The organism is Halolamina sp. (genome assembly GCF_036626355.1).
Classification (GTDB): Archaea; Halobacteriota; Halobacteria; order Halobacteriales; family Haloferacaceae; genus Halolamina.
In genome coordinates this window covers 21,175-37,063 of record NZ_JAZKRY010000019.1, presented here as the reverse complement: position 1 = coordinate 37,063, position 15,889 = coordinate 21,175, and the positions used below count along the sequence as shown (strand labels likewise).

Annotated in this window: 16 protein-coding genes and 1 pseudogene; 5 read left to right on the top strand and 12 right to left on the bottom strand. The window is 65.6% G+C overall.

Annotated features, from left to right (window positions below):
- Nucleotides 1-300 precede the first annotated feature (300 nt).
- Nucleotides 301-843: pseudogene (locus V5A38_RS04900) on the bottom strand (IS6 family transposase).
- 129 nt (nucleotides 844-972) lie between these two features.
- Between V5A38_RS04900 and V5A38_RS04895 the strand changes: the two are divergent.
- A complete protein-coding gene (locus V5A38_RS04895; protein ID WP_332324625.1) occupies nucleotides 973-1,800 on the top strand; it encodes a bacteriorhodopsin in 828 nt (275 codons plus the stop codon).
- A 291-nt stretch (nucleotides 1,801-2,091) separates the two neighbouring features.
- On the opposite strand, the gene V5A38_RS04890 is transcribed toward V5A38_RS04895, so the two are convergent.
- The 6 genes from V5A38_RS04890 to trpC all read right to left on the bottom strand — a co-directional run bounded on the left by V5A38_RS04890 (nucleotide 2,092) and on the right by trpC (nucleotide 7,507).
- The gene (locus V5A38_RS04890; protein ID WP_332324624.1) at nucleotides 2,092-2,421 is read right to left on the bottom strand and encodes a winged helix-turn-helix transcriptional regulator; all 330 of its coding nucleotides are present in this window, start codon (nucleotides 2,419-2,421) and stop codon (nucleotides 2,092-2,094) included.
- Between the two features lie 118 nt (nucleotides 2,422-2,539).
- Nucleotides 2,540-3,529, bottom strand: a complete 990-nt coding sequence (locus V5A38_RS04885; RefSeq protein WP_332324623.1) for an ornithine cyclodeaminase family protein — start codon at nucleotides 3,527-3,529, stop codon at nucleotides 2,540-2,542.
- 86 nt (nucleotides 3,530-3,615) lie between these two features.
- Nucleotides 3,616-4,422 (bottom strand): 2-amino-3,7-dideoxy-D-threo-hept-6-ulosonate synthase, encoded by an 807-nt coding sequence (locus V5A38_RS04880; RefSeq protein ID WP_332324622.1) that lies wholly within the window; start codon nucleotides 4,420-4,422, stop codon nucleotides 3,616-3,618.
- Nucleotides 4,423-4,557: 135 nt separating this feature from the next.
- The gene (gene trpA, locus V5A38_RS04875; RefSeq protein ID WP_332324621.1) at nucleotides 4,558-5,472 is read right to left on the bottom strand and encodes a tryptophan synthase subunit alpha; all 915 of its coding nucleotides are present in this window, start codon (nucleotides 5,470-5,472) and stop codon (nucleotides 4,558-4,560) included.
- Nucleotides 5,469-6,755 carry a tryptophan synthase subunit beta gene (gene trpB / locus V5A38_RS04870; RefSeq protein ID WP_332324620.1) on the bottom strand — a complete coding sequence of 429 codons (1,287 nt, stop codon included), beginning with the start codon at nucleotides 6,753-6,755 and terminating at the stop codon, nucleotides 5,469-5,471. Before trpB ends, trpA begins: the two co-directional genes overlap by 4 nt.
- Complete coding sequence (trpC, locus tag V5A38_RS04865) at nucleotides 6,752-7,507, bottom strand: indole-3-glycerol phosphate synthase (RefSeq protein ID WP_332324619.1); 756 nt, start codon at nucleotides 7,505-7,507, stop codon at nucleotides 6,752-6,754. Before trpC ends, trpB begins: the two co-directional genes overlap by 4 nt.
- Before the next feature lie 158 nt (nucleotides 7,508-7,665).
- Here trpC and V5A38_RS04860 point away from each other — a divergent pair, with 158 nt between their 5' ends.
- Nucleotides 7,666-8,118: an MGMT family protein gene (locus tag V5A38_RS04860; protein WP_332324618.1), complete on the top strand. Its 453-nt coding sequence runs from the start codon at nucleotides 7,666-7,668 to the stop codon at nucleotides 8,116-8,118.
- 136 nt (nucleotides 8,119-8,254) lie between these two features.
- Here the strand turns inward: V5A38_RS04860 and V5A38_RS04855 are convergent, their stop codons facing one another.
- Nucleotides 8,255-8,587: a hypothetical protein gene (locus V5A38_RS04855; protein ID WP_332324617.1), complete on the bottom strand. Its 333-nt coding sequence runs from the start codon at nucleotides 8,585-8,587 to the stop codon at nucleotides 8,255-8,257.
- Between the two features lie 62 nt (nucleotides 8,588-8,649).
- Nucleotides 8,650-9,543, bottom strand: coding sequence for an ATP-dependent sacrificial sulfur transferase LarE (gene larE / locus V5A38_RS04850; RefSeq protein ID WP_332324616.1), 894 nt, complete (start codon nucleotides 9,541-9,543; stop codon nucleotides 8,650-8,652).
- 121 nt (nucleotides 9,544-9,664) lie between these two features.
- Here larE and V5A38_RS04845 point away from each other — a divergent pair, with 121 nt between their 5' ends.
- Nucleotides 9,665-11,638: an endonuclease MutS2 gene (locus V5A38_RS04845; RefSeq protein WP_332324615.1), complete on the top strand. Its 1,974-nt coding sequence runs from the start codon at nucleotides 9,665-9,667 to the stop codon at nucleotides 11,636-11,638.
- A 170-nt stretch (nucleotides 11,639-11,808) separates the two neighbouring features.
- Here V5A38_RS04845 and V5A38_RS04840 read toward each other — a convergent pair whose 3' ends face one another.
- Entirely contained in the window at nucleotides 11,809-12,336 is a 528-nt protein-coding gene (locus V5A38_RS04840; RefSeq protein ID WP_332324614.1) for a metallophosphoesterase, read from the bottom strand.
- 209 nt (nucleotides 12,337-12,545) lie between these two features.
- Here V5A38_RS04840 and V5A38_RS04835 point away from each other — a divergent pair, with 209 nt between their 5' ends.
- Both V5A38_RS04835 and V5A38_RS04830 read left to right on the top strand, forming a co-directional pair.
- On the top strand, nucleotides 12,546-13,493 hold the full coding sequence (locus tag V5A38_RS04835) for a cation diffusion facilitator family transporter (protein ID WP_332324613.1): 948 nt from the start codon (nucleotides 12,546-12,548) through the stop codon (nucleotides 13,491-13,493).
- A gap of 45 nt (nucleotides 13,494-13,538) precedes the next feature.
- The gene (locus V5A38_RS04830; RefSeq protein ID WP_332324612.1) at nucleotides 13,539-14,126 is read left to right on the top strand and encodes a hypothetical protein; all 588 of its coding nucleotides are present in this window, start codon (nucleotides 13,539-13,541) and stop codon (nucleotides 14,124-14,126) included.
- A gap of 18 nt (nucleotides 14,127-14,144) precedes the next feature.
- Here the strand turns inward: V5A38_RS04830 and V5A38_RS04825 are convergent, their stop codons facing one another.
- Together V5A38_RS04825 and V5A38_RS04820 are read right to left on the bottom strand one after the other, a co-directional pair.
- Nucleotides 14,145-14,786: an HAD family hydrolase gene (locus V5A38_RS04825; RefSeq protein WP_332324611.1), complete on the bottom strand. Its 642-nt coding sequence runs from the start codon at nucleotides 14,784-14,786 to the stop codon at nucleotides 14,145-14,147.
- A 257-nt stretch (nucleotides 14,787-15,043) separates the two neighbouring features.
- Nucleotides 15,044-15,787 carry a DNA polymerase sliding clamp gene (locus tag V5A38_RS04820; protein ID WP_332324610.1) on the bottom strand — a complete coding sequence of 248 codons (744 nt, stop codon included), beginning with the start codon at nucleotides 15,785-15,787 and terminating at the stop codon, nucleotides 15,044-15,046.
- Nucleotides 15,788-15,889 lie beyond the last annotated feature (102 nt).

Sequence of the window (15,889 nt, the reverse complement as noted above, 5' to 3'; positions counted from 1 at the left end):
CCCATCACCGACACGGATGGTCACGGCGGGACAGACTCGCAGTAATCACTATGAGAACTGTGAAAACGCGGCCAGAGGGGAGGCCGTACCCGCGTCCAGGGGGGATGAACGTCGGGGTGGCCATCCGTCGGCCGCTTTCGGACGACTACGTCGTCAGGCACTCGGCCACGACTGACGCTCGAGTGAGCGTCGCGGCGTCGGGGGGAGTCAGCCGCTACGTGTGGTCCGAGTACGAAGTGTATTCTCACCGTTACCTACTTAGGGTTTTGGTGTCCAACGTTTCGTTCAAATAAGCTGATCCTATGTGAAATCGAACGCTTGCACCCAGTTTTCGGCGGTCTCTGATTTTGCGTGACTGAAAATAGTAAACAACGGGGTGGGTTGCCGTCGTAGTTGTGAGAAGATATGTTCGACGCTGTTCCGATTCCCACGTGTTTCATGCTGGAATCGGAAGCCGTGGCGGTGCCAGGCCGCCTGCAGCAACGACGTTCAATCGACGAGATATTTCTCACGGAGTTCCGAGAAGAACGTTGCGTGATCGACCGCGGCGTACAGCCAATATCGCTCGTCATCGAGTTGGATTACGGTTTTCTCAACCGCAACGTGATCCGGGTTTGCGCCGTCGAGGGGCTGGTAATCTGCCTTCTGCACCCCGTCGTGAACGGTTGTGCAGCATCGTTCGATACGTAACATCTCGAAAATAAAGATAGTATATGAAAGTGATAGCCAGGCCAGATGGAGTCGGATACCGAGCTTCATCGCGGGCTCGGGTCTCGCTTCTCGGTCCAGAAAATCCAACTCGACGGAGTTGCTCCCTCCGTTGAGGCGGGCGATTTCTGGCATAGATCACTCTTGACAGAGTTGTGGTGGGTTGTCGATTCGATTGACCGATCCTCAAACACAACCCATCTGTTTGTCGTTTTATTTTACATTTATATATCTGGAGCCTGGAACTGGTATCGTATGTACTCTATGGGATCAATCAACGCGCGCAGCGTCCTGTTACAGGCAACACAGTCAGACGCGTTCTCGCAGATACAAAACGACATACTGTTGAGTTCCTCACTGTGGGTCAACATCGCTCTCGCGGGCGTGTCCATCCTCGTGTTCGTGTATATGGGACAGAATATCACCAGCGGTCGTGCTCGCCTCATCTGGGGGGCGACACTAATGATCCCGCTGGTCTCGATCTCTAGCTATCTGGGGCTGGCTTCGGGTCTGACAGTCGGGTTCATCGAGATGCCGGCTGGGCACGCCCTCGCCGGTCAGGAGGTCATGAGCCAGTGGGGCCGGTATCTCACCTGGGCACTCTCGACGCCGATGATCCTGCTCGCGCTTGGCCTGCTCGCCGACGTGGACAGGGGCAGTTTGTTCACGGTCATCGCCGCGGACATCGGGATGTGTGTAACCGGGCTGGCAGCCGCATTGATCACGTCCTCGTACCTGTTTCGGTGGGCATTCTACCTCATCAGCTGTGCCTTCTTCGCCGTGGTCCTCTACGCCCTGCTCGCCGAGTGGTCGACGGCTGCGGCCGAGGCCGGAACGAGCGAGATCTTCGGAACCCTCCGGGTGCTAACGATCGTGCTGTGGCTCGGATACCCCATCGTCTGGGCGCTCGGCGTCGAGGGGCTCGCACTCGTGCAGTCGCCCGGGCTCACGTCGTGGGGTTACTCCGGGCTCGACATCCTTGCGAAGTACGTGTTCGCGTTCCTCCTGCTGCGATGGGTGGCCGCGAACGAGCGGACCGTCGCCACGTCTCGGAGCGAAGCGGCCCCCAGCTCGGCTCCCGCCGACGACTGACGGCCGTTTACCCGTTATTCATCAGCCCCGGAGGATTGAACTCCCCCTCTGATAGTGATTACTGCGAGTCTGTCCCGCCGTGACCATCCGTGTCGGTGATGGGAGCCCCTGACCCGGCGGCGTTCCCCCCGTCGATGCACCGATTCGCCGTAATCACTATGAGAGGACGCCCTCATACCGGCAGACGCACTCGTCTCGGATGAGCTGTTCGTCGTCGATAGCCAGCCCAAGTGCATCGAGTTCACCGATGATACGATTGAGATCGTCGTGTGACTGTCCGAAGGCATTGACCTACACGTCCCGTTTGCCAGTCATGAGTTCGCGAACCCCCGTCACGCCGTTGATGTCTCGTACGTGCTTCGCAAAGTCATCACGGTCGGAAACAGGTGCCGTACAGATGATTTTCGAGCACAGCGGATACCTAGCGAGTTCGTAATCGATGTCGATGTGATACTCCCGAACGGTACCACTCTCCTCGAGTTTGTTCAGCCGTCTTCGGATCGTCCCCGGCGACAGATCGCGTTTCTCGCCGATATCACTGGCGGAAATGTCTCTGGCGTCCTGTCGAAGCTCAACCGGAACCGCCCAGTTGGGGCGCTGATGGGGCCCACAGCGTGTCACAGCCCCTCATCAGCATCCAGTGTACCCGAGAAGAGACCCGATCTACGGGTCGATGGTGCCGTTCTCTCTGGGTATCTCACCCGAATACCCTCGCTTCTATCGACGTCGACGCGGCGGGTTAGGCCAGACCGAGCAGGTCGAAGGACGTGCCGTTCCCCCGCTCCTGGGCGTGCTCGTAGACGATGTGAGCGGCGGCGACGTCCTGGATCGCCAGCCCGGTCGAGTCGAAGACGGTGATGCCGTCCTCGGTGGTGCGACCCCGCTTGTCGCCGACGACGATTTCGCCGATCTCGCCGTAGATGTCCTCGTCGGTCAGGATACCGTTGTTGAACGGGACGTTGATCTCGCCCGAGTGGGTGCACTGCTTGTAGTCGTCGATGACGAGTTTCGCGTCCAGCAGCAGTTCGTCGGCGATCTCGTGTTTCCCCTCGGCGTCGGCGCCCATCCCGTTGATGTGGGTGTGCTTGCCGACGTCGTCGGGGCCGACAACGGGCTCACGGACGGGAGTCACCGTCGAGAGGACGTCACAGTGTCCGGCCTCGCTGACGGTGCCCTCGCGCACGTCGAAGCGGTCCTCGAACGTCTCGATGAACTCCCGGACACGGGCCTCATCGAGGTCGGAGACGACGACTTCCTGGATGTCCCGGACCTCCGAGATGGCTTCGAGCTGGCTGTAGGCCTGCACACCGGCACCCACGATTCCCAGGGAGGAAGCGTCGGGGTGGGCGAGCCGGTGGGTGGCGACGGCGGCGGCGGCGCCGGTGCGCTGCATGGTCAGCTCCGTCCCGTCCATGATGGAGAGCGGGAACGCGGTCTCGGGGTCGGAGTAGATCATCGTCCCAATCACCGTCGGCAGGTCGAACTGTTCCTCGTTGTCGGGATGGACGTTGACCCATTTGATGCCCGCGGCGTCCCAGTCGTCGGTCCGGAGATACGCCGGCATCGACCGAAAGTCGCCGTTGTACGCCGGCAGGTCGATGTAGGATTTGGCCGGCATCTGTGCGTCCCCACGTTCGTAGGCGCCGAACGCCTGTTCGATAGCGGGGATGAGCTCCGCCATCTCCGCGTTGTGGTGAACGTCCGTACTGTCGAGAAGCAGCGTTTCCATAGCCCGGAGTTTTGGAGGCTCGGACTTAACTTTGTCAGTCTCCCCGTCAGCCCCTCCTCCGTCGTTCCTCGGCGACTCGGCCGGCGCTACCCCTCGAACTCGCCGGCCTGGAGCGCGGCGTCGACACCGGCGTCGTCGTGAATTACGGCGGAGACGGCGGTGGCGATATCCTCCGGGCGCTCGTGCTGGAAGATGGAGCGACCCATCGAGACGCCGGCGGCCCCGGCGTCCATCGCGCCGCGGACCATCTCGACGGTTTCCCGGTTCGTCCCCTTGCTCCCGCCGGCGATGAGCACCGGGAGCGCGGTGGACTCGACGACGCGCTCGAAGGAGTTGGCGCCGCCGGAGTAGCCCGTCTTCACGAGGTCCGCACCCAGTTCCTCGCCCAGGCGAACGGCGTGGCCCAACGCCTCGGGGTCGGTGCTGTCGACGCCCTCGCCGCGGGCGTAGGTCATCGCCAATACGGGGATTCCGTACTCGCGGGCGTCCCTGGTGACACCCGCCAGCTGTTCGATCTGTTTCGGTTCGTGCTTGTTGCCGACGTTGAGGTGGAGCGAGACGGCGTCGGCACCCGCCTGGACAGCTTCCCTGACGGTGCCAGAGAGGCGCTTGTCGTCCTCGTCGGGGCCGATGGTGGTGGAGGCGTTGAGATGGACGACGTAGCCCGCGCCGTTCTTGTTCGGATGGACGCGCGGGGCGAGCCCTTTCTGGGTGAGGACGGCGTCGGCGCCGCCGCGGGTGACGGCGTCGATGGTGGATTCGATATCTGCCAACCCCTGGACGGCGCCCAACGTGATCCCGTGGTCCATCGGCACCATGAGGACGTTCCCGTCTGTGGCGAGTCGGTCGAGTCGTGCGGCTTTGCCGGCGTCGGTCGGTGTCTGTCTGGTCATGGCTGTGAGGTCGTCCAGTGGTCCGGACGTGGTGATTGCAACGGCGCGTTGCCGCCACGGTTGTATGTACACTCGTCTCATGCACCACAAAGGGGTTGTGTTCCCCGGGTTGGCTCTCCGCTACCTCCCCGTGAGCTACTCTCCGCTCGGGTCAGTCCCGGCTTCCACATCCGCTTGCGCTTTTGCTTCCCCTTCCCGTCGCCGCTCGGCGCCGCGGACGGCGCCCTGCTTGAGTTCGCGGGCTTTCCCGCGGAGCGCGTCGGCGACGACATGGGGCGGTTTGTCGGCCGCGGCGCCCTCTGCAATGATATCGACGAGCGCGGAGCCAACGATGATGCCGTCGGCGCCCGCCTCGACGACGCGGGCGGCGTGGTCGCCGCTGGAGATGCCGAAGCCGACTGCTTTGGGCACGTCCCAGTGCTCGATGCGGGCGAGGCTCTCGGCGGTCTGGTCCGACACGTCCGCCTGCGCGCCCGTGACGCCCAGACGGGCCTGCACGTAGACGTAGCCCGAGACGCGCTCGCGGATGGTTTCGAGGCGCTCGTCGGTCGTCGTGGGGGCGACGATGAACACCAGGTCGCGGTCGAACTCGTCACAGGCCGCGCGGAGGTCCTCTGCCTCCTCGGCGGGGAGGTCCGGCACGACGAAGCCGTCGATGCCGACCTCGACCGCCCGCTTCACGAACGGTCGCGGACCGGGAGCGGTGTGGTTCCCCTCGCCGGCGGAGGTGCCCGCGTCCGCGCCGTAGCGGTAGATGAGGTTGTAGTAGGTCATACAGACCAGCGGGACGTCCACGTCGAGGTTTTCGACGAACTCGAAGTACGCCTCCGGCGTGATCCCCCCATCGAGCGAGCGGACGACCGCCTGCTGGATTGTCGGCCCCTCGGCGATGGGCTCGGAGAACGGCAGCCCGAGTTCGATGCAGTCCGCGCCGCCCTCGACCAGCGCTTCGACGTACTGCTTCGAGGCGGTCATCTTCGGGTCGCCGACGGCGAGATACGGGACGAACGCCGGGTCGCTGCCGGCGAACGCCTCGGGGAGCCGGCTCACAGCCCCCCCGCGAACTCCGACATATCCGGCGCGTTCGGGACGTTGCGCTTGTCGGTCTCCTCGATGACGGTTTCCAGGTCCTTGTCGCCCCGGCCCGAGAGGTTGATGACGATGGTCTCGCCGAGCAGGTCGATGGTTTCCGCAGGCCCATCAGCATCCGGGCCCAGCACCGCCTCCAGATACGCCAGCGCGTGGGCGCTCTCGAGTGCGGGGATGATGCCTTCCTCCTGCGAGCAGCGGTGGAACGCTTCCAGTGCCGCATCGTCGCCGACGTTGACCGCTATGACACGCCCGATGTCCACGAGATGGGCCAACTCCGGCCCGACGCCAGCGTAGTCCAGCCCGGCCGAGACGGAGTGAGACTCCATAATCTGGCCCCACTGGTCCTGCAGCACTTTCGTGCGGGCGCCGTGGAGCACGCCCTGACCGCCCGTCGAGAGCGAGGCGGAGTTGGGTGCGACGCCGTCCTCCTCGTCGACCGCGAGCGAGGAGCCGCCAGCCTCGACGGCCAGCAGCGAGACCGCCTCGTCGTCTTTGAAGTTGGCAAACGAGCCCATCGTGTTCGAGCCGCCGCCCGCGCAGGCGACGACTGCGTCGGGGAGGCCACCGAGTTGCTCCCGGCTCTGCTTGCGGACCTCCTGGCTGATGACCGCCTGGAAATCCCGCACCATCGCGGGGAACGGCGCTGGGCCGACGACGCTGCCGACGACGTAGTGTGTGTCGCCGACGTTGGTGGCCCAGTCCCGCATCGTCTCGCTGATGGCCTCCTTCAGGGTGCCACGCCCCGCCGTGACGGGGTTGAGCGCGGCGCCGTTGATGCGCATCCGGAACACGTTGGGGCGCTGGCGGTTGATGTCCGTCTCGCCCATGTAGATCTCGCAGGGGATGTCCAGATGCGCGGCCGCCATCGCCGTCGCAGTACCGTGCTGGCCGGCGCCGGTTTCAGCGACGATGCGCTCCTTGCCCATGTACTTCGCGAGCAGCACCTGACCAAGCGCGTTGTTGAGCTTGTGGGCCCCGCCGTGGAGCAGGTCCTCGCGTTTGAAGTAGATCTCCCGGTCGTAGCGCGCCGAGAGATGCTCGGCGTGCTGCAACGGGGTTGGTCGGCCGCCGAAATCCCGCAGACGGTCGCGGAACTCGTCCATGAACCCGTCCTCGTTTTCCAGCACGTAGCGCTCGTAGGCGTCCGATAGCTCCTCGATGGCGGGCATCAGCGCCTCGGGCACGTACTGGCCACCGTACTCCCCGAACTTCCCGTCGTCACTCTCTGATTCAGAACTCATGCGTTTACGAACTCGCTCGTGTTTTCGCGTGGGTCGCCGTCCATAATAGCGCTACCGATGAGTAGCCCGTCGGCGCCCGCCTCGCGCATCCGCCGCGCGTCCGTGGGGGTCGTGATTCCGGACTCGGCGAGCAGCGTCACGTCATCGGGCGCTGCTGGTGCGACTCGTTCGAACGTCTCCAGTTCGACCTCCAGTTGGGCGAGATCCCGGTTGTTGACACCGATGATGTCGGCGCCTGCGTCGAGGGCCCGCTCCAGCTCCGCCTCGGTGTGGACCTCGACGAGTGCCTGCATCCCCCGGTCCCGTGCGCCAGCGAGCATCGGCTCCAGGTCCTCGCCGAGGAACCGGGCGATGAGTAGCACCACGTCCGCTTCGACAGTGTCCAACTGCGCCGCCGTCAGGAGGAAATCCTTCCGCAGGACGGGGACGTCGACAGCCCGGCGAACTCGTCGGTAGTTCTTGACCGACCCGCCGAAATGCTCGGGCTCGGTCAGCACCGAGAGCGCCGCGGCGCCGCCCGCGACCATCGCCTCGGCGAGCTCGACGGGGTCAGCAGTGCTTTCTCCCTCCGTCGTCGGGCTCGTCGGCTTCACCTCGGCGACCACGGGGATCCGACCTTCCGCCTCGGCGGCCTCGAACGCGGCCGACAGGGACCGCGGGTCGGCCGACACGCGCGTCTCGCCACCGGGACGCTCGGCCGCGGCGTCGAGAATCGAGCGCACCGCGGGTGCCAACTCGTTTGTAGTAGTCATCTATGTACACCAATGTACTATTCTGTACATAAGACTTGCGAAGCCGGGGGACAGCACCGGCGTCACGGCGGCGACACGCACCCCCTATTGTCGTCATTCGGGAGCCCGAGACCGGGCGCCCGCCGGGTTCAAGTCCACGAGGCGCATCGTTCGAACCAATGGAAGACGCCGGCATCTACGCACGAGAGTCGGAGACGCTCGGACGTGTGGTCCAACTCGCGGTCGCGAGCGGGCAGGTTCTCGACGTCTCGTTCCCGGTCGAGGCTCCGGTGGACGCGGAACCGGAGCAGCCGCTACTCGACCGGATCTTCGCGTATCTCGACGGCGCCGAGGACGAGTTCGCGGACGTGGAAACGGCGATCACCGTCCCCACAGCCCAGCGGACGGTGCTCGACGCCGTCACGCAGATCCCCTACGGGGAAACTGGGACCAGCCGACAGGTTGCCCACATGGCGAACCTCGACCCCGACGACGAGGAGGACGCCGAGACCGTGCGGACTGCGCTCCGGAACAATCCCGTCCCGATTCTGGTCCCCGATCATCGCGTTACCGACGCTTCTGGCGCCACCCCCGATGACGTGGCGACGACGCTCCGTACCATCGAGAGCTGACCCAGCGACCACCCCGAGATTCACGTACGAAACCGGGACCAGCCAGGGTGTGACCTGACACCTGCGCCGGGATGGCCGACGACAGGCGGTGCACCATCCCGGCAACCGTCGACGTGCCTGCGCCGCCTGTTTGCCCTCAGTAGCCCCTGAGCAGGAAGTAGGCGACGGCGATGGCGAACAGCGCCTGCCCCACCGTCACCGCCGGACCGATGCCGAAGTGGGTCCCGCCGGCGTATGCCGCGACTGCACCGGCGAACAGCGCGGTGTTCCCGATGCCGTTCACCCGCGGCCCGGCGTGGACAGCCAAGGACCGGTAACTGGCGACGACACCGACCGCGAGAAAGAGGAGCACGACCGCCTCGTCGGTCGTCCCGGCTCCATACCGGACGCGGTACGCCCCGAACACCACCAGCGCGACGGCGATGAACACCGACAACGCGGAACCGACCTGCACAACTCTCTCCCCCATATCGCCGGAGGCAACACGGGGTGGTCACTTAACAGCGACGGCAATCGCCTGACAGAGCGGGGTCAATCGCTGCCAGGATACTCCGTCGCGAACACGTCTTCGACGAGCGGCTCGTCCTCGGCGTCGGCTTCATCCACCGGGTTCTCTCTCTCGTCTTCGGGGCTCACGCTCCCGGTTCGGTAGCCCGCGAGATCGAGCGTCACGTGGTCGAACCCGATCTCGGTGAGTCGGTCGCGCGCGGCCTCAGCGAAATCAGGGTCGAGCGCAGCCTCCAGTTCGCCCGCACCGACCTCGATGCGGGCCAGGCCGTCGTGGTCGCGCACGCGGAACTGGGAGAATCCCCACTCGCGAAGCAGCGCCTCCGCCTGCTCGATGCGGCTGAGTCGCGTCTCGGTCACTGCTATCCCGGTCGGAATGCGCGAGGAGAGACAGGCCATCGACGGCTTGTCAGCCACCGAGAGGTCGTAGCGCTCGGCAGCCTCGCGGACCTCCTCTTTCGAGAGGTCGTGGTCCAGCAACGGCGAAGTCACGTCGAGCTCCTCGACGGCCGCCAGTCCGGGTCGGTGGCCGCCGTCGGTGTCGTCGGCGTTCGTCCCGTCACAGACCGTGCCGATGCCGAGCTCCTCTGCGGCTTCGTACATCCGGCCGAGCCGCATCGTCCGGCAGTGGTAACAGCGGTCATCGCCGTTCTCGATGAACTGCGGATCGTCCAGTTCGGAGAACTCGACGATCTCGTGACGGATGCCGATCTCCTCGGCCACCCGGCGGGCGTCGTCGAGCTCCGCCGCGGGAAGCGTTTCGCTTTTGGCCGTACAGGCGACGGCGTCGTCGCCGAGGGCGTCGTGGGCCAGCGCGGCGACGACGCTCGAGTCGACGCCGCCGGAGAACGCGACGAGCACGCCGTCACGATCGTTCAGCGCCTCCCGCGCGGCCGACAGCTTCGCGTCCAGGCTCATAGCTCGGCTACCGGACGGGTAGGCAAAAGCGCGTCGGCGTCGCTATCGGGCCGCCGTGGGGTCCCGGCCGGGACGCCCCCGAACCACACGCTTTTGCCCCGTCGCGAAATACGGAGAGCGAATGGAGTTCACGGCAATCTCCGGGGTGGGCGAGAAGACGGCGGCGGCGCTCGCCGAACTCGATAACGCCGAGGCCGCGCTGCGGAGCGGCGACGTGGCGACGATCGCCCGGGCGCCGGAGATCTCGGAAGGCCGAGCGGCGGCCATCGCCCGTGCGGCTATCCGCCGCGAGCACGGCGACGACGGCGGCTTTCTCGCGACCGCCCGCGCACGGGAGATCTACGACGACGTGCTTTCGCTTCTCCAGGAGCGAGCGGTCACGAACTACGGGGCAAAGCGCCTGGAGACACTGTTCCCGAGCACCGAGCAGTCACGCATCGAGGAGGTGCGAGTCTTCGCCGACGCCGCGACCGAGCGGGACCCCCAGGCGGACCTCCTCTCGGCGCTCGACGGCGTCGAACCGCTCGAACCGGTTGAGGGTATCCGGGTTCGTGAACGATGTATCGCAACGACCGACGCCGAGCGCTACGCCGAGGCCAAGGCCGCAATGCCGGAGCTCCCCATCGAGATCATCGAGGAGCGCCGTGAACTCGGGGAGCTTGGACGATCTTACTCCACGGTGTACGTCCTCGACGCCGAGTTCGCTGGCATCGATGTCGAAGGCGACGTGCGCGTGCTCCCGGACGCACTCGAGAACCCCGAGGAGCTGGTGCCAGAGCGGACGCTCGCCTTCTTCGCAAGCAACCGCGAGCGGCTGCTCGCTGCAGCCGAGGTCCACGAGGTTGCCGGCACGGAGCCGGCGTGCGGTCTCGAGGCGCTCCGGACGTCGCTTGCCCGCGTCGACGACGAGGGTGGCATCGTCGGCGACGAGGAACTGCAACGGCTCGCTGTCGCCGTCGACGACCTCGACGCCGCAGTGGCGGCGGCCGAATCAGTCGCCAACGACCATCTCCGGGAAGCAATCGGTGAGAAGGACGTGACCATCGAGGGGACGGATTTCCTCTCGCTAGTCGAGCAGGGTGCCCGCGTCGACTCGCTGCTCGACCGGGAACTCGCTGATGACTTCGATGAGGCCGTCACGCGTGCCCGCGAGCACGTAATCGGGAGTCTCTCCTTCACCGCCGGCGAGGCTGAGTTCGTCGAACGGGTGTTCGGTGGCGAGCCCTCGTTCCCCGTTGAACACAACGAGGCGGCGGTCTCCCGACTCCGGACGGAGCTGACAGCAGAGCGAGACCGCCGGGCAAACACCCTGGAAACGGAGCTCGCAGAGTCCCTCCGAGAGCTTCAGGAGTCCGCCGAGGCGCTCGTGCGCGACGCGCTCGAACTCGACGTAGCGCTCGCCGTCTCCCGGTTCGCTCGCGACTTCGACTGCACGATGCCGACGTTTTCGGGCTCGGGGTTCGCCATCGAGGGCGGGCGTTCGCCCCTCCTCGACGTCCCATTCGAGGACGTCGACCCGGTGGATTACGAGGTGGACGGCGTGACGCTGCTCTCCGGGGTGAACTCCGGCGGGAAGACGTCGACGCTGGACCTGGTCGGCCTGGTGGTCATCCTGGCCCACATGGGGCTGCCGGTCCCCGCCGACTCTGTCCGGGTGGGTCGGGTGTCGGAGCTTCACTACTACGCCAAGTCCCAGGGCACCCTCGACGCCGGCGCCTTCGAGAGCACGCTCCGGGATTTTGGCGAACTGGTCGAAGGGGCGTCGGGTCGGCTCGTGCTCGTCGACGAACTGGAGTCGATCACGGAGCCCGGTGCCTCCGCCAAAATCATCGCCGGCATCCTGGAGGAGCTCCACGACCAGAGCGCCAGCGCGGTGTTCGTCTCCCACCTCGCTGACGGCATCCGCGAGGCGGCGAGTTTCGAGGTGGCCGTCGACGGTATCGAGGCCGTCGGCCTCGTCGACGGGGAGCTTCGGGTCGACCGGTCGCCGAAGAAGAACCATCTCGCGCGCTCGACGCCGGAGCTCATCGTCGAGAAACTGGCCGGCGATGCAGAAGAGACGGGGTTCTACCGATCGCTGTTAGAGAAGTTCTGAAGGGTTAAACAGTCTTTTGTGTCAACGGTGCTTCTTAGGAGTCTCCCCTCTCAGTCCCAGTCGCGCCGCTGACGACCGGCCCTCCACCCCCCTCGTTTGTCCGACCTTCCCCCCGGCGGCGTTTTCGACGGTTCAGCCTCCAGTGAGTACGTCGGCGCTCTTGTCGGCTCTCAGCCGTCGCGCTGGACGGAGCCTTCCACCGTGAACTCGGCGAAGCGCTCGCCCTCGACCGTCACGAGTCGCCCGTCGAGTCCAGTCTCGGTCGGTTCCAGCACCGCAAACGACTGTCGGGCGCCGCGGGGCTCGGCATGGCTCCCCGGATTCAGGAGCGTCAGTTCATCCATCTCCTCGACAGTCGGACGGTGGCTGTGACCGAAGACGACGAGGTCGGCGGTCTGTTGGCGGCCGAACATCACCAATCCCGTCGTGCCACTCCGGCTTCGGTGGGTGGCAGCGATTCGGACGCCGGCGTACTCGACCGTCGTCGTTTCCGGCAGCCGTTCGGTGACGCCCGGATCGTCGTTGTTCCCGTGGACGCCTCGGAACTCGTCTGCGACGTCGCGGAAGCTGTCGAGCACGGCTTCCGTCATAAAATCGCCGGCGTGGAGCACGAGGTTGGCGTCGTCGACGGCCGCCGCGGCGGCGCCTCCGAGCTCGGTGCCAGTGGTGGCGTGGGTGTCTGAGAGGACAACGAACACGCTCAGTGCTGGGCGGCGGTGGTGCAAAAACTGCACGGCTGCCCCGGCTATCCGGCCCGACTCTCACTGCGCGCTGGCGTAGCTCTCTGCAGTCATTCGCATTTCCAGCCGTCGTCTGTTTGCCGTCCGTCTTCCATCCGTCGCCCACCATCCCTCCTACCGGCCGCGCTCCCACCACGGCTAAGGGCCTCGCTTCAGTTCTTCCATCCATGGCAGGTAGCACGGGCGTCGTTCTCGCGGCGCTGTTCGCGAACGGCGCGATAGCGGTTCTCAAGTTCGGTGGATTTCTCCTCACGGGAAGCCCCTCGATGCTCTCAGAGACGCTCCATTCTGTCTCGGACACCGGCAACCAGGTGTTCCTCCTGGTGGGGATCCGCTACTCCGGGAAGGATGCGAGCCGCGGTCATCCGTTCGGCTACGGGAAAGCCCAGTTCTTCTACGCCTTTCTCGTCTCGGTGCTGCTGTTCGGCATCGCGGGCTGGGAGAGTCTGAAACACGGCTACGAGGCGGTACAGCACGCCGGCCACACCGCCGTCGGAACGTTCAGCGTCCCCGTCGTCGGTACGACGCTCGAGACGTTCTGGCTGAACGTCGTCATTCTCCTCGGCGCCATCGCCTTCGAGAGCTACGCGTTCATCAAGGCCTCCGCAGAGCTTCGCCGCCAGATGGAGGAGTTCGGCTGGTCGAGCATTCCGGAGGCGTTTCGCCGCACCAGCGACGTGACGACGCTGACAGCGTTCACCGAGGACGCCATCGCGCTTGGCGGTGCCGCCATCGCACTCGTCGGCATCACCCTCACCCGCATCACCGGCGAGGGTATCTACGACGCTATCACCGCAGGGATTATCGGCCTGCTGCTGATGGGGTTCGCGGTGGCATTGGCCTGGGAGAACAAGCGACTTCTGCTCGGCGAGAGCCTCTCACGGGCGGACGAGGGCGATCTCCGGAACAGCATCGCCAGCCACCCCGGCGTCACCCACGTCGACTCGTTCCGGAGCGTCTTCTTCGGCCCCCAGCGCGCGCTCGTCACCGCCGAGGTCAGTTTCGACCCCGCGCTCGTCACCGGTGACATCGACGAGACCATCGCGGAGATCGAGGCTAAACTCCGGGAGAACGACAGCCGGGTCGAGCTCATCTACATCGAGCCGGAGCTCTGAGCGCCGACCGCGGGTTCTAAGAGCGCCGGTGGCTAACGCTCGGCCGTGCCGCGGTTCGACTACCCCTGTCCCGACTGCCACACCAGTAGCAGTCTTCACGACGCCGGCTGCCGGTTCGAGGGCCGAACGTGGCAGGAGCTCGAACGTGCCTACGTCGACCAGCTCGCGGTGCTCGCCGCGGGCGCCCGTGACGAGGACGACCTCCGGGACGCTGTCCCCGACTGGGATGGGCTTCGCGAGCAGGCGCTCTCGCATCTCCGCCGGACCGGCCGTGTTCAGCCCGACACTAACGGCCGGCTCGAACTACTGACTGCCGAACAGTACCGTGAGCAGGTCTCCGAACCCACCGCCGAGCCCATGCGCACCATCTACCGCCGTGGCTCCTACCCCGGTTGCCACGACAACGCGGTGTTTGCGATGGTCGCCTGGTACGAGATGGTCGGGCTCACGTGGGCCGAAACCCGGGAGAAGGTCATCGAGTGGCTGGAGGAGTCGGGCACCTGGAGCCGCGGCGGTTTCGAGGAGATCAGCCCCGCCGAACTCGTCGACAAGAAACGCCACGTCTACGAGGCCGGCTACGGCTGGAAGGAGAAAGCCCAGGCCGCAAAGCGGGTGATCGAGCGCCATACCTGATTTTCGGCAGGATGGGGCTTAGAGTAGCTCCGCCGCCCGTCCCAGCGTTCCGAGATGGTCGATCGCGACGCCTGCCTCGCTCGTCCGGTCGACGTGAACCGGCAGGAACCCCGCCTCACGAGCCGGGCGGATGTCGGCCTCCAGCGAGTCGCCGACGTAGACGTGTTCGTCGGCGGGGAGCCGCTCGCGGGCTGCCTCGAAGATCTCGGGACTTGGCTTGTGCGCTCCCACCTCGTAGCTCGGGAGGAACCCGTCGAACCGCTCGAACAGGTCGTGGCGTTCCAGCTTCCGGCGCTGGACCGTGGGGACGCCATTCGTGAGCACGCCCAGGCGGGCGTCGTCGTCGAACCGGTCGAGGGCGTCGTGAGCGCCCGCGTCGACGACGGTGTCGGTGATTTCGGCCTCCAGCAGCGCGTCGACGAACCGCTCGGGAGCGGTATCGATGTCGTGCTGTTCGAACGCGACACGGGTGCCCTCGTGGTACGGTTCGGGATGAAACGCCTCGAACGCCTCGAAGAACCGCTCGCTGTAGGTCGCCGAGAGCGACTCGGGGTCTGCGTCGAGACCTACCTCCTCGCAGGCAGTAGCGAACAGGTCGGCGTACTCGCCCTCGAACGTCAGGAGCGTGCCGTCGCAGTCGAAGTAGATGGCGGTGGTCATGGCTCTTCGTTCGCGGCTCAGGCAAAAAAGGCGGGGCTCCTATGCGAGCAGTTCACGGGGTTGTCGATCGGAGGCGCAGAACGGGCGAGAGTCGAGGGTCACTGGGGGCGAGCGTGCTGCTGAGAGGTTAACACTGTCGTAGCTTGGGCTCCGTGGTCGCGACAGGTCACTCGCCGCGGCTGGTCGATACACCATTACGGCATGAGGTTCCTCAGTCGCCGGACGGAGCCGGCGACAGGTCACTCGCCGTAATCGGTCTATTCGCTCTGAATTCGCGGCGCAAGCATGAACGTCACCTGGCCGAGCCCCTCAGCGAACTCGTAGTGGAGCTTCACCGGGAACTCCTCGCCGAGTTCAACACGAACCTCGGCGTCTGACGCGATTGCCTTGTTCATATCCTTCAGATAATCCAGGCTGAACAGCGAATCGGCGGGGCCGGCGGTGAGGTTGATGAGGTCGTCCGACGAAAGTTCGAGGTCCACATCGTCCGTGTCGCCCTCGGCCTCGATGTGGAACGTCTCGGCGTCCTCGTCGACGCGCAGGCGGATGTGGTCGCTCACCATATCAGCGGCGGTGATCCCGCGGTTGAGCTGAGCGCCCTCGACTGTGATCTCCGCGGGGAGGTCGAGCTCCGGAATATCGGGCTCCTGGCGGATCGAATCGGGGTCGATGAGCGCCAGCGTGTAGGAGAGCCCCTCGACCTCGATGTGGAGCTTGCGGGTCTCCTCGTCGAGTTCGAGGTGGACCAGATCGTCGGCGTTGGCCATGCCGGCGATATCTTCCAGCCGGTCGAGGTTGACGCCGATGACGCCGCCGTCGGCCTCGTAGGACTCGAACGCCGCGGCCTCGAGCGACAGGTCGACCATCCCGACGTTGGCGGGATCGACGGCCCGGATGGAGAGCTCCTCCTCGTTCAGGCGGATCTTGCACTCGTCGACCAGCACGCTCACCGCGTCGAGTGAGTCCCGAAGCGTCGACGCGCTCACGATGGCCTTGAACATATACGGAGTTCTTCCGACCGGTACTTAAAAAGCCTCCCGGTTCGGAGCGTTGGATTGGCCCTGAAACGCCCCCTGTCGAGCGTCCAGTCGGCCAGCTCGCGG